The sequence below is a fragment of the Ruegeria sp. R13_0 genome (assembly GCF_017743995.1).
GTDB lineage: Bacteria > Pseudomonadota > Alphaproteobacteria > Rhodobacterales > Rhodobacteraceae > Ruegeria.
The window spans coordinates 56,554-77,019 of the sequence record NZ_JAGHRB010000006.1 but is presented as its reverse complement, the minus strand read 5'-3'; the positions used below and the strand labels follow the sequence as shown (position 1 = coordinate 77,019).

24 protein-coding genes and 1 pseudogene are annotated in these 20,466 nt (G+C 56.9%); 10 read left to right on the top strand and 15 right to left on the bottom strand.

Annotation, left to right across the window (positions count from 1 at the left end; translation table 11 throughout):
• Nucleotides 1-2 precede the first annotated feature (2 nt).
• Nucleotides 3-356, top strand: a complete 354-nt coding sequence (locus J7394_RS09430; RefSeq protein ID WP_209252578.1) for a YbaN family protein — start codon at nucleotides 3-5, stop codon at nucleotides 354-356.
• Here the strand turns inward: J7394_RS09430 and J7394_RS09425 are convergent.
• The 7 genes from J7394_RS09425 to J7394_RS09395 form a co-directional block, all read right to left on the bottom strand.
• Entirely contained in the window at nucleotides 346-1,242 is an 897-nt protein-coding gene (locus J7394_RS09425; protein ID WP_209252576.1) for a ParB/RepB/Spo0J family partition protein, read from the bottom strand. The two genes, J7394_RS09430 and J7394_RS09425, sit on opposite strands and share 11 nt — an antisense overlap.
• Before the next feature lie 20 nt (nucleotides 1,243-1,262).
• Nucleotides 1,263-2,066, bottom strand: a complete 804-nt coding sequence (locus J7394_RS09420) for an AAA family ATPase (RefSeq protein WP_170380205.1) — start codon at nucleotides 2,064-2,066, stop codon at nucleotides 1,263-1,265.
• Nucleotides 2,059-2,670, bottom strand: a complete 612-nt coding sequence (rsmG, locus tag J7394_RS09415) for a 16S rRNA (guanine(527)-N(7))-methyltransferase RsmG (RefSeq protein WP_209252574.1) — start codon at nucleotides 2,668-2,670, stop codon at nucleotides 2,059-2,061. Before rsmG ends, J7394_RS09420 begins: the two co-directional genes overlap by 8 nt.
• Nucleotides 2,667-4,535 (bottom strand): tRNA uridine-5-carboxymethylaminomethyl(34) synthesis enzyme MnmG, encoded by a 1,869-nt coding sequence (gene mnmG, locus J7394_RS09410; protein ID WP_209252572.1) that lies wholly within the window; start codon nucleotides 4,533-4,535, stop codon nucleotides 2,667-2,669. Before mnmG ends, rsmG begins: the two co-directional genes overlap by 4 nt.
• Before the next feature lie 12 nt (nucleotides 4,536-4,547).
• The gene (gene mnmE / locus J7394_RS09405; RefSeq protein ID WP_209252570.1) at nucleotides 4,548-5,834 is read right to left on the bottom strand and encodes a tRNA uridine-5-carboxymethylaminomethyl(34) synthesis GTPase MnmE; all 1,287 of its coding nucleotides are present in this window, start codon (nucleotides 5,832-5,834) and stop codon (nucleotides 4,548-4,550) included.
• A 30-nt stretch (nucleotides 5,835-5,864) separates the two neighbouring features.
• Nucleotides 5,865-7,136, bottom strand: coding sequence for a transcription termination factor Rho (gene rho / locus J7394_RS09400; RefSeq protein ID WP_209252568.1), 1,272 nt, complete (start codon nucleotides 7,134-7,136; stop codon nucleotides 5,865-5,867).
• Nucleotides 7,137-7,271: 135 nt separating this feature from the next.
• Nucleotides 7,272-7,721, bottom strand: coding sequence for a CopD family protein (locus J7394_RS09395; RefSeq protein WP_209252567.1), 450 nt, complete (start codon nucleotides 7,719-7,721; stop codon nucleotides 7,272-7,274).
• 404 nt (nucleotides 7,722-8,125) lie between these two features.
• Between J7394_RS09395 and J7394_RS09390 the strand changes: the two genes are divergently transcribed.
• The 4 genes from J7394_RS09390 to dnaQ are packed head-to-tail and all read left to right on the top strand — an operon-like array spanning nucleotide 8,126 to nucleotide 10,860.
• Nucleotides 8,126-8,725 carry a nucleoside triphosphate pyrophosphatase gene (locus J7394_RS09390; protein ID WP_209252565.1) on the top strand — a complete coding sequence of 200 codons (600 nt, stop codon included), beginning with the start codon at nucleotides 8,126-8,128 and terminating at the stop codon, nucleotides 8,723-8,725.
• Nucleotides 8,722-9,555 carry a shikimate dehydrogenase gene (locus J7394_RS09385; protein ID WP_209252563.1) on the top strand — a complete coding sequence of 278 codons (834 nt, stop codon included), beginning with the start codon at nucleotides 8,722-8,724 and terminating at the stop codon, nucleotides 9,553-9,555. The genes J7394_RS09390 and J7394_RS09385 overlap by 4 nt, the downstream gene beginning before the upstream one ends.
• On the top strand, nucleotides 9,552-10,145 hold the full coding sequence (gene coaE, locus J7394_RS09380; protein ID WP_209252561.1) for a dephospho-CoA kinase: 594 nt from the start codon (nucleotides 9,552-9,554) through the stop codon (nucleotides 10,143-10,145). The genes J7394_RS09385 and coaE overlap by 4 nt, the downstream gene beginning before the upstream one ends.
• Nucleotides 10,138-10,860, top strand: a complete 723-nt coding sequence (dnaQ, locus tag J7394_RS09375; protein WP_209252559.1) for a DNA polymerase III subunit epsilon — start codon at nucleotides 10,138-10,140, stop codon at nucleotides 10,858-10,860. The genes coaE and dnaQ overlap by 8 nt, the downstream gene beginning before the upstream one ends.
• Before the next feature lie 27 nt (nucleotides 10,861-10,887).
• Here the strand turns inward: dnaQ and secB are convergent, their stop codons facing one another.
• Both secB and J7394_RS09365 read right to left on the bottom strand, forming a co-directional pair.
• Complete coding sequence (secB, locus tag J7394_RS09370; protein WP_170380195.1) at nucleotides 10,888-11,397, bottom strand: protein-export chaperone SecB; 510 nt, start codon at nucleotides 11,395-11,397, stop codon at nucleotides 10,888-10,890.
• A gap of 54 nt (nucleotides 11,398-11,451) precedes the next feature.
• Nucleotides 11,452-11,952, bottom strand: a complete 501-nt coding sequence (locus J7394_RS09365; RefSeq protein ID WP_209252557.1) for an FxsA family protein — start codon at nucleotides 11,950-11,952, stop codon at nucleotides 11,452-11,454.
• 108 nt (nucleotides 11,953-12,060) lie between these two features.
• Here J7394_RS09365 and J7394_RS09360 point away from each other — a divergent pair, with 108 nt between their 5' ends.
• From J7394_RS09360 to J7394_RS09350, 3 genes are read left to right on the top strand one after another with little or no spacing between them, the layout of a single operon-like run.
• Complete coding sequence (locus J7394_RS09360) at nucleotides 12,061-12,720, top strand: Tim44/TimA family putative adaptor protein (RefSeq protein WP_170380193.1); 660 nt, start codon at nucleotides 12,061-12,063, stop codon at nucleotides 12,718-12,720.
• Nucleotides 12,717-13,757, top strand: a complete 1,041-nt coding sequence (locus J7394_RS09355) for a murein transglycosylase A (protein ID WP_209252555.1) — start codon at nucleotides 12,717-12,719, stop codon at nucleotides 13,755-13,757. Before J7394_RS09360 ends, J7394_RS09355 begins: the two co-directional genes overlap by 4 nt.
• Nucleotides 13,754-14,341 (top strand): Smr/MutS family protein, encoded by a 588-nt coding sequence (locus J7394_RS09350; RefSeq protein ID WP_209252553.1) that lies wholly within the window; start codon nucleotides 13,754-13,756, stop codon nucleotides 14,339-14,341. The genes J7394_RS09355 and J7394_RS09350 overlap by 4 nt, the downstream gene beginning before the upstream one ends.
• Before the next feature lie 52 nt (nucleotides 14,342-14,393).
• Here J7394_RS09350 and J7394_RS09345 read toward each other — a convergent pair whose 3' ends face one another.
• Entirely contained in the window at nucleotides 14,394-15,422 is a 1,029-nt protein-coding gene (locus J7394_RS09345; RefSeq protein WP_371811992.1) for an alpha/beta hydrolase, read from the bottom strand.
• Between the two features lie 181 nt (nucleotides 15,423-15,603).
• Nucleotides 15,604-16,911 carry an ATP-dependent protease ATPase subunit HslU gene (hslU, locus tag J7394_RS09340; protein ID WP_209252548.1) on the bottom strand — a complete coding sequence of 436 codons (1,308 nt, stop codon included), beginning with the start codon at nucleotides 16,909-16,911 and terminating at the stop codon, nucleotides 15,604-15,606.
• 172 nt (nucleotides 16,912-17,083) lie between these two features.
• Here hslU and J7394_RS09335 point away from each other — a divergent pair, with 172 nt between their 5' ends.
• Nucleotides 17,084-18,325 carry an MFS transporter gene (locus J7394_RS09335; protein ID WP_209252546.1) on the top strand — a complete coding sequence of 414 codons (1,242 nt, stop codon included), beginning with the start codon at nucleotides 17,084-17,086 and terminating at the stop codon, nucleotides 18,323-18,325.
• Here the strand turns inward: J7394_RS09335 and hslV are convergent.
• Entirely contained in the window at nucleotides 18,314-18,874 is a 561-nt protein-coding gene (gene hslV, locus J7394_RS09330) for an ATP-dependent protease subunit HslV (protein ID WP_209252544.1), read from the bottom strand. The genes J7394_RS09335 and hslV overlap by 12 nt on opposite strands.
• A gap of 197 nt (nucleotides 18,875-19,071) precedes the next feature.
• Between hslV and J7394_RS09325 the strand changes: the two genes are divergently transcribed.
• Nucleotides 19,072-19,266 carry a DUF1127 domain-containing protein gene (locus J7394_RS09325; protein WP_170380185.1) on the top strand — a complete coding sequence of 65 codons (195 nt, stop codon included), beginning with the start codon at nucleotides 19,072-19,074 and terminating at the stop codon, nucleotides 19,264-19,266.
• Nucleotides 19,267-19,323: 57 nt separating this feature from the next.
• Here the strand turns inward: J7394_RS09325 and J7394_RS09320 are convergent, their stop codons facing one another.
• The 3 genes and pseudogenes from J7394_RS09320 to trxA form a co-directional block, all read right to left on the bottom strand.
• Nucleotides 19,324-19,686: a Lin0512 family protein gene (locus J7394_RS09320; RefSeq protein WP_170680598.1), complete on the bottom strand. Its 363-nt coding sequence runs from the start codon at nucleotides 19,684-19,686 to the stop codon at nucleotides 19,324-19,326.
• Nucleotides 19,683-20,033, bottom strand: a complete 351-nt coding sequence (locus J7394_RS09315) for a Lin0512 family protein (protein ID WP_209252542.1) — start codon at nucleotides 20,031-20,033, stop codon at nucleotides 19,683-19,685. Before J7394_RS09315 ends, J7394_RS09320 begins: the two co-directional genes overlap by 4 nt.
• Before the next feature lie 69 nt (nucleotides 20,034-20,102).
• Nucleotides 20,103-20,444: pseudogene (trxA, locus tag J7394_RS09310) on the bottom strand (thioredoxin); the annotation flags it as partial.
• Nucleotides 20,445-20,466: the final 22 nt, after the last annotated feature.

Genomic DNA, 20,466 nt, shown 5'->3' with positions numbered 1-20,466 from the left:
CGATGCAGTACCTTTGGGCCGGTCTTGGTTTGCTCTGCGTCGCGCTCGCTATGGTCGGAGTGGTTTTGCCCCTGCTCCCAACCGTTCCCTTTCTGCTGCTGGCCGCGTTTTTCTTTGCCCGCTCATCGTCCCGGCTGCACAATTGGCTTTTGACCCATCGGGTCTTTGGTCCAATGATTATCGATTGGCAGAGATCAGGCGCGATTCATCCGAGCGCAAAAAAGGCGGCCACCGCTTCGGTCGCCGCCGTATTTGGCATCTCGGTTCTATTGTCTTTACCGTCCCACGTCCTGATCATTCAGGCCGTGGTTCTGAGCGGCGTCATGATCTTTATCTGGACACGCCCTAACGGCTGAGTTTGGCGCAAAGATCGTCCAACTGATCCAGGTTCTCATAGGTCAAAACAACCTGACCTGTTTCTGTCCCGGCCTTGTGATTGATCGAAACCTTCATAGCCAAGATGGCCGAGAGGTCTTTCTCCAGCGCGCGGGTATCTGCATCTTTACCTGCGTTCAGATCCCGAGACCTCGGCGCGGGACGATCTCCTGAGCCCTGCTGTTGCTTTTTCACTAGGGCTTCTGTCGCCCTTACCGAAAGCCCGTCTTTCACGACCCGTTTGGCCAGTTCCGATGGATTCTCGGCCGTGATCAAAGCCCTTGCATGCCCTGCGGATAATTTCCCTTCAATCACAAGGGCTTGCACATCTATCGGCAGTGACAACAGGCGCAGAAGGTTGGCTATATGACTGCGACTTTTACCCAAAGCCTCAGCCAGTTTCTCCTGCGTGTGGCCGAAACGGTCCATGAGCTGCTTGTAACCAGCCGCTTCTTCGACGGAATTCAAATCCGCCCGTTGTATATTTTCAATAATCGCGACTTCCAGAACCTCGGTATCATCAAAATCGCGAACAATGACTGGAATATCATGCAGTTGCGCCATTTGCGCGGCGCGCCAACGGCGTTCCCCCGCAACGATTTCATACTCTCCGGCACCGATCGACCGCACGATCAATGGTTGGATGATTCCCTTTTCCTTGACCGAGGACGCCAACTCGTCCAACTGCTCAGGCTGGAATGTCCGGCGCGGCTGGTTCGGGTTCGCCTTCAGCTTTTCAATGGGAACCGTCATATCCGGCCGGCGCGGCTCGGCCGGTGAGCGTCCATCCGTTTCCTGCGTAACATCCGCCATAAGGGCCGAAAGACCACGACCAAGACCCCTGGGTTTCGCTTTTTTGGCGCTCATGTCGCCCTCCTCATTGTCGCTTAAGCAGCGACTTTGTTGTTCTTGTGCATGACTTCGCGGGCCAAATGACGATATGCCATCGCCCCAAGCGAGCCCGAGTCATATTGCAAAACTGGCAACGCGTAAGACGGCGCCTCACTGACCCGCACATTTCTGGGTATCTTGGTCTTAAAAACCATCTCACCCAAATTGTCACGTGCGTCTTTCTCGACCTGACGGGACAAGTTGTTGCGGTTGTCATACATGGTCAACACAATACCTTCGATTCTTAGATCCGGATTCGCAGTTTGGCGAACCTCTCGAATCGTCAGCATCAACTGAGACAAACCCTCCAGAGCAAAGAATTCACTCTGCAATGGAACAAGAACCGAATGGGACGCAACCATTGCGTTCACCGTCAGCAGATTCAAGGACGGAGGGCAGTCAATCAAGACGAAATCCAGCTCGAATCCGTCTATTGAGGTTTGTCGCAACGCGTCATGCAGCAAGTAGCTGCGTTTTTCGTTTGAAATCAGTTCGATATCCGCCGAGCTCAGATCGACAGTGGCCGGAATGACGAAAAGACCACCTATCTCAGTTTCTTGTATGACCGCCTCGAGCGGTGCGTCGTCCAGAATAAGATCATAAGTGGTCCAATCTCGGTCTTCGACACCCAATCCAGTCGACGCGTTGCCCTGCGGATCGAGATCAACAACCAGAACCCGGCAGCCAGCTTCGGCCAAACCCGCAGCCAGATTTATCGCCGTCGTAGTTTTCCCAACTCCGCCCTTCTGATTGGCAACCGCAATTATCCGGGGCCCTGAAGGACGAGAAAGATCAACCACGAGATACTCCTTTGATTTTAAGGATTACGGCTTGGGGCTCTGTTAAACTTGTAATCGGCTCAACATCGAATTTCCATTCTTCCTGGGCCTCTGACAGTTCTTTTTTCCAGTTCGCGCCTTTCGGCAACAAAGCAGTGCCATTCTCGCTTAAATGCCTGTCACAAAAGAACAATAATGTGCGTAGATCTGCCAAAGCGCGGGCTGATAGGATGTCAGCTTCAAGTGGATCAACGGATTCGATTCGTTTTGAAATGACCTGACACGTCACCCCACATTCACGTGCAACGTTCCTTAGAAAAGCCGATTTTCTCTGATCACTTTCAACGAATTGGAAACGGGTGTATGGCGCCTCGTCCAATGCCACAATCGCGCATACCATCCCCGGAAATCCGCCTCCGGTTCCGATATCCACCCAGGTATCCGCGACCGTTGCACATCGGAATACCTGGACGGAATCCAAAATATGTCGGTCCCAGATGTCCTCCAGACTGTTCCTGGAAACCAGGTTGATCTTGGGATTCCAGCGTTTCACCAGCTCCACATACCTATCCAGCCGGTCGAATGTTTCACGTGAAACATCGAACTTGGAAAATTCAGGCTTCATGCTTGTTTAACTTTTTGATCACGCCGAAGTTTTGCCAAAACCAAAGTCAATGCCGCGGGTGTAACGCCTTCTACCCTACTGGCCTGAGCAATATTTCCGGGTTTTGCCTGAGACAGCTTGTGCTTCATTTCAGATGAAAGCCCATCCAAAGCAAAATAGTCGAAATCCCTGGGAATCTGATAGGATTCATCCCTCTTCATAGCTTCGACATCCCGCTGTTGCCGTGCGATATAGTTTGCGTATAGCGCATCCCTAGCGACCTGAAGCCGGATTTCTGGCATCACCGTGTCCAGTTCGGGTATCAAGGGCAGCAGATCCTCAAAAGCCACATCCGGAAAAGCCAGAATCGCCATTCCATCACGTCTATTCCCGTCCTGATTGACATTGATGCCAGCTGCCAAAACCTCTTTCGGCGTATAGGTTCGATCACTCAAAAGCGATTTCGCGTCGCTTAATTGATCCATCTTTTCAGTAAAGACTTTTCGGCGTCGGCTTCCAACACAACCCAACTGTAGCCCAATCGGCGTTAAACGCTGATCGGCGTTATCCGCACGCAGAGACAATCTAAACTCTGCACGCGAGGTGAACATCCGATACGGCTCTGCAACGCCTCGAGTGGTGAGGTCATCTATCATGACACCGATGTAGCTATCGGCACGGGTGAAATGGATCGGTTCCCGATCCTGAACAGCCAAAGCCGCATTGAGGCCAGCAACCATACCCTGAGCGGCAGCCTCCTCATATCCTGTGGTTCCGTTGATCTGGCCAGCTAGATATAGGCCTGGAATCTCGGGCAAGGCCAAAGTCGCTGATAAGACACGGGGGTCTATATAGTCGTACTCAATGGCATAGCCGGGCTGCAGGATGTCAACATTCTCTAGCCCTTTGATCGAACGAACATATTGTAGCTGCACATCCTGCGGCAAGGACGTCGAAATACCGTTGGGGTATATTGTATGGTCGTTCACTCCTTCGGGCTCAAGGAAGATCTGATGCGAGTCTTTCTCTGCAAACCGAACGATCTTGTCTTCGATCGACGGGCAGTATCTTGGACCCACCCCATCGATATGGCCGCCATACATCGCCGACTTGCTTAGGTTCTTTTCAATTATTTCATGTGTCTGAGCGTTCGTATGCGTAATCCCACACGAAATCTGAGGCGCGACAACGGATGTCGACAGGAACGAGAACAAGGTTGGCTCGTCGTCGCCGTCCTGGCGCTCCAAACCTAACCAATCTATGGTGCGCCCGTCCAACCTCGGTGGGGTTCCCGTTTTCAACCGTCCCGTTGGAAGGTCATATGCATCCAAACGTTCCGCCAATCTGACGGAAGGGCGATCTCCCATGCGACCTCCGGGTCGCGAGACGTCTCCGATATGGATCACACCGCGAAGGAACGTGCCCGATGTAAGAATGACTGACTTTGCTGAGATTTCTGACCCGTCGCCCAATTTTACACCAGCGACACGATCCTGATTCATCAGAAAGTCTACGACTTCGCCAACAATAACAGACAGGTTTTCTTGCCTATCCGTTTCCCTTTGCATCGCAGCTCGGTAAAGCGCCCTATCTGCTTGTGTTCTTGGCCCCTGCACTGCTGGCCCCTTGCGACGGTTTAACAGCCGGAACTGGATCCCTGCTTGGTCGGCAACACGCCCCATAACGCCGTCCAAAGCGTCTATCTCACGAACCAAGTGGCCTTTACCCAATCCCCCGATTGCAGGATTGCAGGACATCACACCGATATCTGCGGCGGATAGCGTGACCAATGCTGTCGAAACACCCATTCGGGCTGCTGCATGCGCAGCCTCGGTGCCCGCGTGCCCTGCGCCAATGACGACTACATCAAAGTCTGAATGTTTCACGTGAAACACTCCCTATTTTCCCAGGCAGAAGCTCGAGAATATTTCATCTAACAGATCCTCGACACCTATTCTGCCCACCAAATATTCAAGTGCGCGGATCGCAGTGCGCATCTCTTCTGCTGCGATATCATACAGGTCCGGACCTGATTCCAGAACCGACATTGCCGCAGTCAGAGCGTCCAATGCTCTAGTCAAAGCAATGCGATGGCGTTCTCGTGTTGCAATACCATGGCTAGTGGTGCGATCACTCAGTACACGCGATATATTGGATATCAGCTGATCAATCCCCTGACCCGTTTTACCTGAAACTCCACCGTCTTCTGGGTTTCGAAGGTCCGCTTTCGGTGCCACCTGAATATCATCCGGCTGAATATCAACACCAAGACTCAACGGGTCGTCAGAAAGAAAAACACGCAAATCAGCAGTTTCAGCGCGTTTCTTAGCCAATGCGATACCAAGGCTTTCAACGTGGTCGTCCGTATCGCGCAGCCCGGCAGTGTCCAGCAAAGTCACCGGAAGCCCTGCCAGATCCATTCGGACTTCGATAACGTCCCGCGTTGTCCCCGCATATTCTGATGTAATTGCAGCGTCTCGCCCCGCCAAAGCATTCAGCAAGGTAGACTTGCCCGCGTTGGGAAGGCCGACGATTGCGACTTCGAATCCGGTTCTGATGCGTTCCGCGATCTGAACACCATCTGCTTCGCGCCTCAAATCCGCCATGACGCCCGAGATCAGATCGCGCACCTCAGGGGTGACATCGGTCGGAACCTCTTCATCGGCAAAGTCGATCACGGCCTCTAACAGAGAGGCCGCTCGGATCAGATCCCTCCTCCATCGCTCGGCCAGATTTCCCAACTCACCAGCGAGGATCGTTTGCGCCTGTTTGCGTTGGGCTTCCGTCTCGGCGTCGATCAAATCGGCAAGGCCTTCGACCTGGGCTAAATCCATCTTGCCGTTTTCCAACGCGCGGCGGGTGAACTCTCCGGGTTCGGCAAGGCGCAGACCGTTCGTGTCCGACAAGCAGCGCATGACAGCATTGACCGAGGCCGTACTTCCGTGGATCTGCAGCTCTGCCACATCTTCACCGGTGAAGCTGGCCGGAGCCTTAAAGGTCAGCACCAGCCCATCATCCAGACGAGTACCGTCAGCATCCCGCAAAACCCGCAGAGACATCCCACGCGCCGGAAGTGCGCCACCGGTCATCCCAGCCGCTGCACGATGCGCGTCAGGACCAGAGAGGCGGATGACCGCCACCCCGGCTTTGCCTTGCGCGCTGGCCAAGGCGAATATCGTGTCCATTCGAAGGCCTCGCGTCAGTTAAGACCTGTGTCAGGTGTTCATCGAATCGAAGAACTCGCCGTTTGTCTTCGTCTGTTTCAGCTTGGACAACAGGAACTCGATTGCGTCGGTGGTGCCCATCGGGTTGAGGATACGGCGCAGAACGAAAGTCTTGGCCAGATCGCCCTTGTCGACCAGCAGGTCCTCTTTCCGGGTACCGGATTTGAGGATGTCGATGGCCGGGAACACGCGCTTGTCTGCAATCTTCCGATCCAGAACGATTTCCGAGTTACCCGTGCCTTTGAATTCTTCAAAGATGACCTCATCCATCCGGCTGCCGGTATCGATCAGCGCGGTGGCGATGATGGTCAGCGAACCACCCTCCTCGATATTCCGCGCGGCACCAAAGAACCGCTTGGGCCGCTGCAAGGCGTTCGCGTCCACACCCCCGGTCAGAACTTTACCCGAAGAAGGCACAACAGTGTTAAACGCCCTACCAAGTCTTGTGATCGAGTCGAGCAAAATAACAACATCTCGTTTATGCTCGACCAAACGTTTGGCTTTTTCGATCACCATCTCGGACACGGCGACGTGACGTGTCGCCGGTTCGTCAAAGGTCGAAGACACAACCTCTCCCTTCACCGAGCGCTGCATGTCCGTCACCTCTTCGGGGCGTTCGTCGATCAGCAGGACGATCAGATAACACTCCGGGTGGTTCTGTTCGATCGAGTGCGCGATGTTCTGCAGGATCACCGTTTTACCGGTCCGCGGCGGGGCCACGATCAGCGACCGCTGGCCTTTACCGATGGGCGAGACCAGGTCGATTACACGGGCCGACTTGTCTTTGATGGTGGGATCTTCGATCTCCATCTTCAGACGCTCATCCGGATAGAGCGGCGTCAGGTTGTCAAACAGGATCTTGTGCTTGGCCTTCTCAGGATCTTCAAAGTTGATCTTGGTGACCTTGGTCAGCGCGAAGTAACGCTCGTTATCGTCTGGCGCTTTGATCTCACCTTCAACGGTATCGCCGGTGCGCAGCGAATGCAGGCGGATCATGTCGGGCGAGACATAGATGTCATCGGGACCCGGCAGATAGTTCGCCTCGGGTGAACGCAAAAAGCCAAAGCCGTCTTGCAGGACCTCAAGAACGCCGTCACCGCCAACAGTCCAGCCCTCATCCGCGCGTTCGCGCAGGATCTGGAACATCATCTCGCCTTTACGCATGGTCGAGGCGTTTTCGATCTCCAGCTCTTCGGCCATTGCCAGAAGGTCTTTGGGGCTTTTGGCTTTTAGGTCGGCCAGATTCAGGGATTCATTGGACATGATGCATACCTTCACCGCGGACTGCGGTTGGAAGTGGAATTTTAGTACGGAAAAGACGCCGCCCGGACGGGCGTGTTGTCCCCTACATAGTTGCGTCGATCTGCGGAGTCAAACAGGCCCGTGCTTGAATGGCCCTCAGAACTTCAGAATGACCGCCAGAACGATGACAACCATCAGAACGGTCGGAACCTCGTTCATCATGCGATACTGCCGCCCAGTGAGCTTATTTCGCCCCTCAGCGAAATCCTTGCGGCGGGCCATCAGCCAATGATGAAACCAGGTCATGCCAATCACGGCCGCGCCTTTGGCCCAAGGCCATGCAAAATCCCAACCGACGATACCGGGCGTGAACACCATGATCAGACCACAGACCCAGGCCACGATCATCGCAGGGCGCATGATCACGCGCAGCAGCTTCTCTTCCATTTCAAAGAAGATGGTCTCGGCCCCGTTAACCGCTTGCGCCTTTTCGACGTGATAGACGAACAGACGAGGTAAGTAGAACAGACCTGCCATCCACGAAATCACCGCCATGATATGAAGGGACTTCACCCACGGGTAAATCGCGAAAAGAAGATCAGTCATTTTGGCTCCGGGCGTTGCTCGGAACTCTCCCTAATAAAAAAATAAGAAAGAAGAAAGGAAGATGGTTTTGTAGGGTGGGTAAAATCCGTGGATTACTTTTTTACCCATTGGTTTTCCCCAAGTGGACAGTTTTGGACAAGATTTGAGTGATTCTGTGCATTTCAATAATAAATCATATAAAACATATAGTTAAAACTGACGTCAGAGGATGCATCTGGGGATAACACCTTGAACAATTCCAGATTTCCCGGTTATCCGCCGTTTCCAAGTTATCCTTACCCCGATTGGATGATTTTTGAGCGACTCAGGGAAGTTTTTCGCGAAATTCCCGGGCTTGCGTGTCAATCTGAAAACCATACAAAGCGTCCAAGACCGCTCAACGATTTGCCCACGGGGTTGTCCACATGTCTGTCCCCATTGTCCTGGCCTCAGGATCCTCCATTCGCGCGCAGTTGCTGAAAAATGCAGGCGTGCCTTTCTCTGTTCAGATCGCGCGCGTAGACGAGGATAGCATAAAGCGCGCCTTGTTGGCCGAGGGCGCCTCGCCGCGTGACATTGCCGATGCGCTGGCGGAAATGAAGGCGCGCAAGGTGAGTGACAAGACACCCGGAGCGATGGTGCTGGGCTGCGATCAGGTTCTGGATTTCGACGGACAGCTATTGTCGAAGCCTCAGACCCCTGAGGATGCCTTTGCCCAGTTGAAGATGATGCGGGGCAAGCGGCACATGTTGCTGTCCGCAGCGGTGATTTATCAGGACGGAGAGCCGATCTGGCGCCATGTCGGTCAGGTGCGCCTGCGGATGCGGATGAGTTCGGACGCTTATCTGCGCGACTATGTCGACCGCAACTGGGACAGCATCCGCCACGCGGTGGGCGCATATAAGCTTGAGGAAGAAGGCGTGCGCCTGTTCGCCACCATTGACGGTGACTACTTTAACGTTTTGGGTATGCCACTGTTGGAGCTGCTCAACTATCTGGCTGTCAAAGGGGTGATTGATCAATGACGGACCACAAGATTCCTCTGGCCGGAGTGATCGGGCACCCGGTGGGCCATTCCCGCTCACCCAGATTGCATGGGCATTGGCTGAAGACATACGGGCTGGATGGGCACTACGTTCCCATGGATGTCGCCCCGGCTGATCTGGAGGCCGTCCTGCGCACCCTGCCCAAGGCCGGTTTTGTGGGAACAAACGTGACGGTGCCGCATAAAGAGGCTGCCTTGCGCATTGCAGACCACGTCTCGGACCGGGCGACCGTGATCGGGGCCGCGAACACGTTGGTTTTCCGCGAGGATGGCTCGATCCACGCCGATAACACCGATGGGTATGGGTTCATGGAGAACCTGCGCGCTGGCGCACCGGATTGGAACGCCAAGGATGGCCCGGCCGTGGTCTTTGGCGCAGGCGGAGCGGCGCGCGCCGTGTTGCAGGCGTTGGCGGATGCGGGTGTGCCCGAAATTCTGCTGACCAACCGCACCCGCACCCGTGCCGATCATCTGAGAGAAGAATTCGGCCAGCGCATTACCGTTGTGGATTGGGTACAGGCTGGCAACGTGATCGAAAACGCCGAGCTTGTGGTCAACACGACCTCTCTGGGCATGCAGGGCCAGCCCGAACTGCGGGTGCCATTGGATGGCTTGCAGCCGGGCGCCGTGGTGACCGATCTGGTCTACGCGCCGCTCAAGACCAACCTGTTGGAAACGGCGGAAGAGGCCGGATGCACCGTGGTCGATGGTCTGGGCATGCTGCTGCATCAGGCGGTTCCGGGCTTTGAACGTTGGTTCGGCGTACGCCCGGAGGTCAATGACGATTTGCGCGCGGCCGTGCTGGCATGAGGTTTGCGCTTGGCCTGACAGGCTCGATCGGGATGGGCAAAAGCACCACGGCGCAGATGTTCGTCGATGAAGGCTGCGCGCTTTGGGATGCGGATGCAGCGGTGCATCGGCTCTATGCCAAGGGTGGCGCGGCAGTCGGACCCATGGCTGAGGGTTTTCCCTCGGCTATCTTAGAGGGCGCAGTCAGCCGCGAGGCTTTGAAACGGATTATCTCGGAAGACAGGTCTGCGTTGAAACGGATCGAAGGGATCGTTCACCCTCTGGTTGCCGCGGACCGTGCAGCGTTTCGCGAAAGTGCCTCGGCCGATATTCTGGTGTTCGACATCCCGCTTCTGTTCGAAACGGGCGGTGAGGCCGTGATGGATGCGGTCGCCTGCGTTCGGGCGTCGTCTGACGAACAAAAGCGCCGCGTGATGGAACGCGGCACGATGTCCGAGGCGCAGTTCGAACAGATCCGCGCCAAGCAAATGCCGAATGACGAGAAATGCGCGCGCTCGGACTATGTGATTGAAACCGACACACTGGACCATGCCCGCGCGCAGGTGCAGGATGTGGTCAGGCAAATAAGGGCGGGGATGGCTGATGCGTGAGATTGTACTCGATACCGAAACCACGGGCTTTGATCCTGAAAGCGGTGACCGAATTGTTGAGATCGGCGCGGTCGAGCTGTGGAACCACGTGGCCACGGGCGAGACCTATCATGTCTATATCAACCCCGAACGCGGCATGCCGGAAGAGGCGTTTGGCGTACATGGCATCGGTCCCGACCTGCTGGAAACCCCGCGCCCGCCCGAAAAGGGTGAGGTGACGCTGAAAGACAAACCGGTTTTTGCCAAAGTGGGTCAAGGGTTTCGCGATTTTGTTGGCGACGCGAAACTGGTGATCCACAACGCGTCTTTCGACATGAAGTTCCTGAACGCCGAGCTGAAATGGATGGGCCTGCCGCCGATTCCGATGGATCAGGCGCTCGATACGCTCGCCATTGCGCGCAAACGGTTTCCGGGCTCTCCGGCCTCGTTGGATGCACTGTGTCGGCGGTTCAATATCGACAACTCGAACCGAGTGCTGCACGGCGCGCTTTTGGACTCGGAGATCCTGGCCGAGGTTTATCTAGAGCTGATCGGCGGACGCCAACCGGATTTCGGCCTGTCTACCTCGGCCGCGTCCGGCGCGGGGGGTGCAGATGACTGGCGTCCGACACCGCGCGCAACGCCTCTGCCGTCCCGGATCACCGAGGATGAGCGCGCAGCGCATGAGGCATTTGTCGAGAAACTGGGCGAAAGCGCCCTGTGGACCCGTGCCTGATCCGGTCAGGCACGGGGCTCAAGGGATTTAGGCGTCGGTCTGCTCGGCCTGTTCCGCCTGAGCGGCCTGACGGCGCATCAGCTCGTTGCGGTAAAGTGCAACGAAATCAATGTTGTCCAGGTTCACCGGCGGATAGCCACCATCGCGGGTGACGTCGCTGACGATACGGCGCAGGAACGGGAACAGCATGCGCGGGCATTCGATCATCAGGAATGGGTGCAGCTGATCTTCTGGCACGCCTTCCACGTGGAACAGCCCGCAATAGTCCAGCTCGCACAGGAACAGGACATCGTCCATGCCTTTGGCTTTCGAGGTCAGCTTCAGCTTGATCGAAACTTCGTACTGATGCTCGACCTGACGCTTTTTCGCGTCCAGGTTCACCTGAACCTGAATCTCGGGCTGTACGTCACCGGACACGCCTTTTTGCGCCATGACGTTTTCAAAGGACATATCACGAATGAACTGTCCCAGAACGCGCATCTGAACCTGAGGGGCGGCTTGGGCCGCAGTGTTTTCTGCAGCGTTTTCTTCGGCCATGGATCTACTCCAAAAATGAAATTCGACACTGCTTAGCAAGTTGCGCGCGGCACCTCAATGCTGGTGGGGGCCTTCCACCCATTTTGACGGTTTCGAAGGGTCCCTGCGTGGGCGCACCTCAGTAAACTCGCCGTCAATCACGTCGCCCTGATCATGGGGACCGCGTGGTTGTTGGAAGCCCGCGCCCGGCCCCATCTGGAACTGGGTCACGGTCACCTTGGTCTTCAGATAGCGGAAAACGGCGATCCGCACGCCGGGGATTAACAGCGCAAACCCAACGGCATCGGTGAAAAATCCGGGTGTCAGCAACAGTGCGCCGGACAAAAGGATCATTGCGCCATGGGCCAAGGGCTCGGTCGGGTCGTCCAGAGTGGCGAAGGATTGCTGCAATTGCCCCAACGCCATGCGACCTTGTGTCCGCACCAATGTGGTGCCCAAAACCGCTGTCAGAACCACGATGGCAAGGGTTGGCCACAGACCGATCAGACCGCCAACCTGAATGAACAGGGCGATCTCGAGGATCGGAACCAATAAAAATGCCAAGAACAGGTACATTTGCGTTATCCTTTACCTATGGCCGAACTGTGGACTTGCCACCAACTGTCACCTACATAGTGGCAGGAGGCCGCGTACACAAAGTCTCGGTTCTGAAAAGAGGATGAAATGAACGAACCCATGATCCAGCTGCTGGTACTGGCCGGAATTGCCGTTTTCCTGATCCTGCGTTTGAAAAGCGTGCTGGGAACGCGTGAAGGTTTCGAAAAACCCCCTGTTCCGCATCAGCCCGATGCGGGCGCGTCCCGTCGTGATTTCGAGGTGATCGAAGGTGGTCCGGATCATGACATCACCGATCACGTCCCCGAAGACAGCGAGCAAGCCCAGACCCTGGCCGCGATGAAGCGGGTCGAGCCCAGCTTCTCGGTCAGTGAATTTGTTCAGGGTGCCCGCGGTGCCTATGAAATGATTGTGATGGGTTTTGAGAAGGGCAACCTGGACGAAATCCAGCCCTTCCTGGCCGAAGATGTGTTCGAAACCTTCGTCTCGGTTGTATCCGCGCGCGAAGATCAAGGCCTGACAATCGAGGCCGAGTTTATCGGCGTGCGCGAAACCACCCTGACCGATGTGTCCTTTGACAAAGATACGAATGAGGCCGAAATCACCATGAAGTTCATTGGTGAGCTGACCTCGGTCGTGCGGGATCGTGGTGGTGACATCATCGAAGGCAACCCGAACACCGTGAAACGCCAAAAGGACAGCTGGACCTTTGCTCGCGTGATGGGCAAGGACGATCCGAACTGGCTGCTTGTTGCCACGGACGCATGATTGCCACGCTCCGGTCGCTTATTCTGGTGGGTGCGATGACCACTGCCAGCGCCGCCGGAGCCGAGGCGACGCGATCTGTTCTGTCGTTTGACGACCTGCAGGGCTGGGCCGAGGATGACCACGGCGCGGCCCTTTCCGTTTTTTTGAACACTTGCGGTGATCTGAACGACCCGGATTGGCGTGCGCTTTGTGGTGTCGCCCGGACATACGAGGGGGATGCTGCGCGGTCCTTCTTTGAACTCTTCTTCCGGCCCGTTTTGGTGGAGGACGGTAAGGATGGTCTGTTTACCGGGTATTTTGAGCCCGAGCTTGATGGCTCCAGAACCCGGACGGATCGTTTCAAGTACCCGATCTACAAGATGCCGCCTGAGGCGCGGGACGGACCGTGGCTTAGTCGGCGCGAGATCCTGACCAGCGATGTGATGCAGGGCCGTGGGCTTGAGATCGCATGGGTCGATGACCCGGTTGAGCTATTCTTCCTGCAAATTCAAGGCTCTGGCCGGGTGCGCCTGCCCGATGGAGGTGCCTTGCGTGTGGGATATGGTGGCGCGAACGGGCAGCCCTATCGTTCCATCGGGGTTGAGCTGGTCCGGCGCGGCGCTTTGGGTGCCCACGCGGTCAGTGCGCAGATGATTCAAGCCTGGGTCCGCAAGAACCCCGAAGCTGGGGCTGAGCTTTTGTTCCACAACCCCTCATATGTGTTCTTCCGCGAGGTCAGCCGCGTTGCGCCAGAACTGGGGCCTTTGGGTGCCATGAACCGGTCGATAACGACCATGCGCAGCATCGCGGCCGATCCGGCCTATACGCCGCTCGGTGCTCCGGTCTGGGTTGAGAAAGACGGCAAGAAGCCCTTGCGTCGTCTGATGATCGCGCAGGATACCGGCGCGGCGATCAAGGGCGCGCAACGGGCCGATATTTTCTTTGGAACGGGTGACGAGGCCGGGCAAGCTGCTGGCCGGTTGAAAGACCCCGGTCGCATGGTCGTTCTACTGCCGATCCAGCGCGCCTATGCGATGGCGACGGATGACGACGGATGACCCGGCGCAAACTGACCAGCGACGAGATCGAGCTGTGGCGCAAGGTCGCTAAACAGGCTGAGCGGCTACACCCTGAGATTCCTCAGACCGTGCATCCGACAACTCTGCCCAAACCCACGCCCAAGAAACTGCCAAAACCCCGGATCGAGACGTTTGAGGTAGGGCAGAACCAACCTTCCAAGCCGTCTACAAATCGCTTGAAACCGTCGATCACCGAGACGCTGCGCGCCGCCCCTGTTCAGATGGATACCAAGGCCTTTGGCCGTATGAAGCGTGGCAAGCTCAAGCCCGAGGGCAAGCTGGACCTGCATGGGATGCGCATAGACACGGCGCATCCGGCGCTCGTACGCTTTGTGCTGACAGCGCAAGCGCAGGGCAAACGCCTGGTTCTGGTGATCACGGGCAAGGGAAAAGACCGCGATGAGCCAGGGCCGATCCCGACCCCGCGCGGTGTATTGCGCAATCAGGTACCACATTGGCTGTCGATCCCGCCTCTGGCGCAGGCGGTGATGCAGGTGACACCTGCGCATATCAGCCATGGCGGGGATGGTGCCTACTACGTGTATCTGAGACGGGTCCGCTAGGCTCGGCCCGCCGACCGAGAAGGTTGAAGACTCTCAAGCAAATCCCAGAACCCTACTGACTGGTGACCTGCGCCTGTCCGGGCTCAGACAGAACAACCCCCGTCGCACCCGAGGGGTTGCGTCGACCGCCGGGGATTAAATAATCGACCCCCCGGCGTCGGTTTCCAAGGGTGTTTCCAACACGCCGGGCCGAACTGAGCAGCGACAGCAAGGCGGGTGAGGTTGCGGCAACGAAATGCGAGGACTCGGCATCGCTGTTGAATGCAGTCGCGTCGATCACTTCGATTGGATAGTCCGCCAGCGCCTCGATGGTACTGATATTGCCCAGCCGTTCCGTCCCCGGTGTGCCGCGAATTCGGGCCGAGATATTCAGGATTTTGTCCTTTTGCGAAACCATCACGACAAAGGGATCGGGCGGAGTTTTTATGCTGTCCATTTGCGAACGAAACACGTCAAGATCCAGATCGGGTGAGATCAGGAATACGCCATCAAGGTTGCGCCGCGACCAGCCGGGGGAGCGTAGCTCGGCCTGACGCATCATCTCCATCGACAAGGCACCGCCCATGGAGTGGGCGACCAGCACAACCCGTTTCACGCCGATGGATTTCAGGTCGCGGATTGTCTTCTCTAACCCGTCGCGGGCAAACAGCATGCTGTCCAGATCATAGGCATACCCTGCCCCGCGGGCCTGACTGGGCCAGGAATAAATCAGGACCGATCCGGGAATATCCAGATCATGCGCCAACTGCGCCGCGCGAAACGCGGTCTCGGTATGGGTCGAGTTATACCCGTGCACAAAGATCGACACATCATCCTCTCCACGCAGTTGGTTTGCCAGCTCACGCGGGCCGGACAGATCTGTTGTGTTGGCCAAAACAAACTGCTTTTCCGGATTGGGGTTTGCGTAAGAGAACTCCAACGTGCCTGGCGTGCGGTTTGGCGGGATTGAGACCGTCATTTTATGATACTGAACCCGCTCGCCCCGGTCTGCGTTGAACGTCCCGTCGGGGTTCCGCCCCCGGGTTGTGGACGCGTAGACGGTTTCTGCGGACCCCACATTCAACGCGGATGGCACTGTCACTTGCGCGGTTCTGTCGACGCAAGCGACCAATGTAGCAACAGCAAGAAAGGCAATACTCAAACGCAACACGGCTCAACCCTCAAAGAAACAGAGTTTGAGTCACGGTTACCAGTTTCTGGTGCAAGGTCCAGCCGGAACGGAAATTCGCCGTCTAATCGGCGGCGAAATACAGCTGGATTTGTTACAATACGTAACGGCTGAGGTCGGTCGATTTCGTCAACTCGCCCAGATTGTCATCCACGAATTGCGCGTTCACCGTGATCTCGGTCCCGGCCTGATCGGGCGCGGTGAACGAGAGGTCTTCGAACACACGCTCCATCACCGTGTAAAGCCGCCGGGCGCCGATGTTTTCAACGCTCTGGTTCACATCCGCTGCAATCTTGGCCAGCGCCGCGATGCCGTCATCGGTGAAGCTGACGGTAACCTCTTCGGTGCCCATAAGAGCGGTGTATTGGAGGGTCAACGCGTTGTCCGTCTCGGTCAGGATGCGCACGAAATCTTCTTCTGTCAGCGCGCGCAGCTCAACCCGGATCGGCAGACGGCCCTGGAGTTCGGGCAGCAGGTCCGAGGGTTTCGCGATGTGGAACGCGCCCGAGGCGATGAACAGGATGTGGTCGGTTTTCACAGGGCCATGTTTGGTGGACACGGTCGTACCCTCGATTAGAGGCAGCAGATCGCGCTGGACCCCTTCGCGGCTGACATCGCCACCGCGCGCTTCTGCGCGCGCGCAAACCTTGTCGATCTCGTCCAGAAACACGATGCCGTTCTGTTCGACCGACTCCAGTGCCACGCGGTTGACGGTTTCGTCGTCCAGCAGCTTGTCGGCCTCTTCCCCGATCAGCAGGTCATAGCTTTCGGCCACGGTCACTTTCTTTTTCACCGTGCGGCCCCCGAAGGCTTTGCCGAAGATATCGCCCAGATTCATCATGCCCATCTGGCTGCCGGGCTGGCCGGGTACGTCGAACATCGGCATCGGGTTCGAGGTGTCCGAGACTTCAAGTTCGATCTCTGTGTCGTCCAGCTCACCTGATTTCAGCTTCTTGCGGAACATTTCACGGGTCGCCTCGCGGGCATCGGTGCCAGCGATCGCTTCGATCACGCGATCCTCGGCGGCCTGATGGGCGCGGGCTTTCACATCCTCACGCATGTATTCGCGGGTCTGGATGATCGCGGCATCGGCCAGATCGCGCACGATCTGCTCCACGTCGCGGCCGACATATCCGACTTCGGTGAACTTGGTGGCCTCGACCTTGATGAAGGGCGCACGGGCCAGTTTGGCCAGACGGCGGCTGATCTCGGTCTTGCCGACGCCGGTGGGGCCGATCATCAGGATGTTCTTGGGGTAGACCTCATCCCGGATATCATCCGCCAACTGTTTGCGCCGCCAGCGGTTGCGCAGCGCCACGGCCACGGCGCGTTTTGCATCCTTCTGACCGATAATGAAACGGTCCAGTTCCGAGACAATCTCGCGCGGGGTCAGGTCGGTCACGGGTTGGGTCCTTTCGATCAGCGGTTTGGCTTAGGTAGTCACCGCAAGGGCGAAAACAACAGCGGCAGCGTTGGTTAGCAACGCCCCACCCGGTTTGCAAATGCTTTCAATAGGTGAAACGCGCGCCCTCTGTTACAGTGATTTCAACGCCTTGACGGTCCGGAGCGCGCGCATGACAAAAATTGCCAAGATCACCCTGCTGTTTGTGGTGTTTGTGGACCTGATCGGACAGGGGCTGGTCTTTCCGATCATCAACTCTCTGATCATGGAGACGAAATCCGGGTTCCTGCCCGAAGGCACACCAGACGGCCGTCGCCATTTCTACTATGGGCTGGTGATCGGGTGTTTCTTCCTGTCGTGGTTTCTGGGGGTCGTTTACGTCTCGAAGGTCTCGGATTCCATTGGGCGCAAGAACGCGCTTCTGGTCTGTCTGGGCGGAGCGTTGGCAGGCTACGCCATTACCATCGCCTCGCTCTACCTCGACAGTCTGTTGCTGCTGATCCTGGGTCGGTCGATCACTGGTTTTACGGCTGGCAACCAGCCTATCGCGCAAGCGGCGATGATTGATGGCAGCACCGATGCTGCCGACCGTGACCGCAATATGGGGTATATCGTGACCGGCGTCAGCTTTGGCCTTGTCGGAGGGCCGATCATCGGGGCCGTCCTGTCGGATTCCGCCCTGTTGGGCAGTTTTGCCACGCTCAGAACGCCCTTTTATGGTGCCTTCGTTCTGGTGCTGATTGCCATTTTCCTCGTGGTGGCCTTCTTCAAGGACACCCGCAGCGAACGCGCGCCCTTTGTCTTTCGTCCGCGCGATATCACCGACAGCCTGATCGCGGTGCGGGGTCACCCGATGGTTCTGAAAATCCTGCCGGTCTACTCGTTCTTCATGATCGCCAACGTCACCTTCTACGTATTCGTCGACAATTTCCTGACCAGCCGGTTCGGCTATGGCGTGATCGGAGGCAGTATGGCCATGGTCGTCATCGGCTTTGCGCTGGCCTTTTCCAGCACCTTCCTTGTGAAACCCGCGCAAGAGAGGTTCAGCAAGCACAAGATCATCTATGTCTCACTGATCACGATGGTGATCTGCGGGCTTGCCTTTGCCTTCAGCCCCAGTGGCGTGCTGAGCTACATCCCGGTCTTCTTCTTCTACTTCTTTTTCGGCGTTTCATACCCGACCCTTCTGGGTCTGTTTTCATCCAGCGTCAGCGAGGCGGATCAGGGTTGGGTCATGGGTGTGACCACCGCAGTCTTTTGCCTTGCCGGAGGGATCATGTCCCTGATCGGCGGCGGGCTGATGAGCATCGACATCCGCGTGCCCTACTACATCGTGATCATCGCCGCGATCTTTGGGTTGATCGGAATGCACCGCCGATGGAAAGGCAAAGAGATCAAGGCACTATTGGCCTGAGATTTCCTCAACCGTCAGATTGCCGTTGGTATAGACGCAGATATCGGCGGCAATCGCCATCGCCTCTCGCGCAACCGTTTCGGCGGGCTTGTCGCTGTCCATCATCGCGCGTGCCGCGGCGAGGGCGAAGTTTCCGCCCGATCCGATGGCGGCCACGTTGTGTTCCGGCTCAAGCACGTCCCCTGCCCCGGTAATCACCAGCAGGTCCTTGCCATCGGTGACGATCAGCATCGCCTCAAGCTTTTGCAGGTATTTGTCGGTGCGCCAATCCTTGGCCAGCTCGACCGAGGCGCGCGCCAATTGGCCAGGGGTGGCTTCAAGCTTGGCCTCCAGCCGCTCGAGCAGAGTGAACGCATCCGCCGTCGATCCAGCAAAGCCTGCCACAACCTCGAATCCACCGGGTGACAGGCGGCGGACCTTGCGGGCGGTGCCCTTGATCACGGTCTGACCCAGGCTGACCTGACCGTCGCCGGCAATCACCACTTGACCGTCTTTCTTGACGCCAATGATCGTTGTGCCATGCCAACCGGGAAATTCGCTGTCTGCCATCAGGGCCTCCGTTCATCACTGGCACCCTATATGGGCCGGAGCCAGCGCCAACGCAACTGTTCACAAACTGCCCAAAAGATATGCAAGAAACGCAGATCGGGTCTACCAGACTGGCAATTGTGAGACTCAGACCCCTGCACTACATGAGGCTTACAACCGACACTGGGTCGGCTGTTTCAGTTTGAAGGACTGCGCACATGGCAAATACTGCACAAAACACTGCGCCGCTCGGAGCAGCTACCATCCTGCACGTAGTGGACGCGTTCACTGTGGCTTTCGAAAAAGCGGTTGAATGGAACGAAACGCGTAAGACACGCAAGGCGTTGTCGCAACTGAGCGACGCTCAGCTGGAAGATATCGGTCTGACCCGCAAAGACATCATCACCATCTGATCCGTTTCAGATCATCCGTCGTAAAGATGAGCCGCTCGTCCGAGCGGCTTTTTCTTTTCAAACCAGCCTGTATTTGCCCGACATATCAGGCAGATAGGCCTCAACCGCTGCGGTTGCGATGACGTGGCGGGTGCCTGCATCACTGTCCTCGACGTCCAGCCCACCTAACACAGCCCGCACCTCGGCCCTGCCCCGCGGCAAATCCTGCGCGACCAGATCGCAATCCACGGCCTCGGGCTGTTGCACGCCAATTGTCACCACGACGCGCATCTCCTTGTGGTCCACGCCCAAGCGCGAAAACAGAGTGATTGAGGAATGATGCAGCGCGTCCTGTACCGCCCGCCGTGCGGCCTTGGTATAGTCCTGACCGTAGAGGTCGTTGCCGGTGCCCATCTCAAGAATGATACGTTTCTCACTCATTGCGCGGGCTCCATGTCGAATGAGACGATAATGGCGGCGTTTGCGATCACCGTGTGGCCATCGGCATGCGGTTTGTCGATGTCTAGCCCACCGCGGGTGACTGTGATGTTCGGCTGACCGTATGGGAACACGGCATTTAACGCCTCACGGTCCACTTTATCGGGTTGCTGCACGCCGATTTCGGCATCAATGATCATAGCCTCTTTGGGAAAATCGAACAGCTCAGCCATATTGACCGAGTTGTGCCACAGTGCATCCTTGATCGCGCGCAAGGCGGCCTCGGTATAATCCTCACGCCGCAGGGACGTGCCCATACCAAATTCCACAAGTACTCGTGTTTTTGCCATCAAAGTCTCCGGGTCATAAAAAAGGCGCCCGGTTCGGGGCGCCTTTGATCATTCGCATTCCAATCCGGATCAGATGGATTCGTCGATCCAGCTTTGCAGCGCCGCTTTGGGTGCCGCGCCCGCGCGGTTCGAGACAACCTGACCGTCCTTGAAGATGAACAGTGCCGGGATGCCGCGTACGCCCATCGCAGCGGCTGCGTTCGGGTTGCTGTCCACGTCCACCTTGGCGATTTTCACCTTGTCGCCATACTCAGCGGCCAGTTCTTCCAGTGCGGGGCCGATCTGTTTGCAAGGACCACACCATTCCGCCCAGAAGTCCACAACCACGGGAACGGTCGAGTTCTTGACTTCGGCATCAAAGGTATCGTCTGTAACGGCTACGGTCGACATATTCTGTCTCCTGAATGGGGTAAACTCGGGAAAGGAACGTAGG

What these genes read in the sequence shown, in the direction of transcription:
- J7394_RS09430 (WP_209252578.1), top strand. Translation starts at nt 3, where the DNA reads ATGCAGTACCTTTGGGCCGGTCTTGGTTTGCTCTGCGTCGCGCTCGCT.
- J7394_RS09425 (WP_209252576.1), bottom strand. Translation starts at nt 1,242, where the DNA reads ATGAGCGCCAAAAAAGCGAAACCCAGGGGTCTTGGTCGTGGTCTTTCG.
- rsmG (WP_209252574.1), bottom strand. Translation starts at nt 2,670, where the DNA reads ATGAAGCCTGAATTTTCCAAGTTCGATGTTTCACGTGAAACATTCGAC.
- mnmE (WP_209252570.1), bottom strand. Translation starts at nt 5,834, where the DNA reads ATGGACACGATATTCGCCTTGGCCAGCGCGCAAGGCAAAGCCGGGGTG.
- rho (WP_209252568.1), bottom strand. Translation starts at nt 7,136, where the DNA reads ATGTCCAATGAATCCCTGAATCTGGCCGACCTAAAAGCCAAAAGCCCC.
- J7394_RS09395 (WP_209252567.1), bottom strand. Translation starts at nt 7,721, where the DNA reads ATGACTGATCTTCTTTTCGCGATTTACCCGTGGGTGAAGTCCCTTCAT.
- J7394_RS09390 (WP_209252565.1), top strand. Translation starts at nt 8,126, where the DNA reads ATGTCTGTCCCCATTGTCCTGGCCTCAGGATCCTCCATTCGCGCGCAG.
- J7394_RS09385 (WP_209252563.1), top strand. Translation starts at nt 8,722, where the DNA reads ATGACGGACCACAAGATTCCTCTGGCCGGAGTGATCGGGCACCCGGTG.
- coaE (WP_209252561.1), top strand. Translation starts at nt 9,552, where the DNA reads ATGAGGTTTGCGCTTGGCCTGACAGGCTCGATCGGGATGGGCAAAAGC.
- dnaQ (WP_209252559.1), top strand. Translation starts at nt 10,138, where the DNA reads ATGCGTGAGATTGTACTCGATACCGAAACCACGGGCTTTGATCCTGAA.
- secB (WP_170380195.1), bottom strand. Translation starts at nt 11,397, where the DNA reads ATGGCCGAAGAAAACGCTGCAGAAAACACTGCGGCCCAAGCCGCCCCT.
- J7394_RS09365 (WP_209252557.1), bottom strand. Translation starts at nt 11,952, where the DNA reads ATGTACCTGTTCTTGGCATTTTTATTGGTTCCGATCCTCGAGATCGCC.
- J7394_RS09360 (WP_170380193.1), top strand. Translation starts at nt 12,061, where the DNA reads ATGAACGAACCCATGATCCAGCTGCTGGTACTGGCCGGAATTGCCGTT.
- J7394_RS09355 (WP_209252555.1), top strand. Translation starts at nt 12,717, where the DNA reads ATGATTGCCACGCTCCGGTCGCTTATTCTGGTGGGTGCGATGACCACT.
- J7394_RS09350 (WP_209252553.1), top strand. Translation starts at nt 13,754, where the DNA reads ATGACCCGGCGCAAACTGACCAGCGACGAGATCGAGCTGTGGCGCAAG.
- J7394_RS09335 (WP_209252546.1), top strand. Translation starts at nt 17,084, where the DNA reads ATGACAAAAATTGCCAAGATCACCCTGCTGTTTGTGGTGTTTGTGGAC.
- hslV (WP_209252544.1), bottom strand. Translation starts at nt 18,874, where the DNA reads ATGGCAGACAGCGAATTTCCCGGTTGGCATGGCACAACGATCATTGGC.
- J7394_RS09325 (WP_170380185.1), top strand. Translation starts at nt 19,072, where the DNA reads ATGGCAAATACTGCACAAAACACTGCGCCGCTCGGAGCAGCTACCATC.
- J7394_RS09320 (WP_170680598.1), bottom strand. Translation starts at nt 19,686, where the DNA reads ATGAGTGAGAAACGTATCATTCTTGAGATGGGCACCGGCAACGACCTC.
- J7394_RS09315 (WP_209252542.1), bottom strand. Translation starts at nt 20,033, where the DNA reads ATGGCAAAAACACGAGTACTTGTGGAATTTGGTATGGGCACGTCCCTG.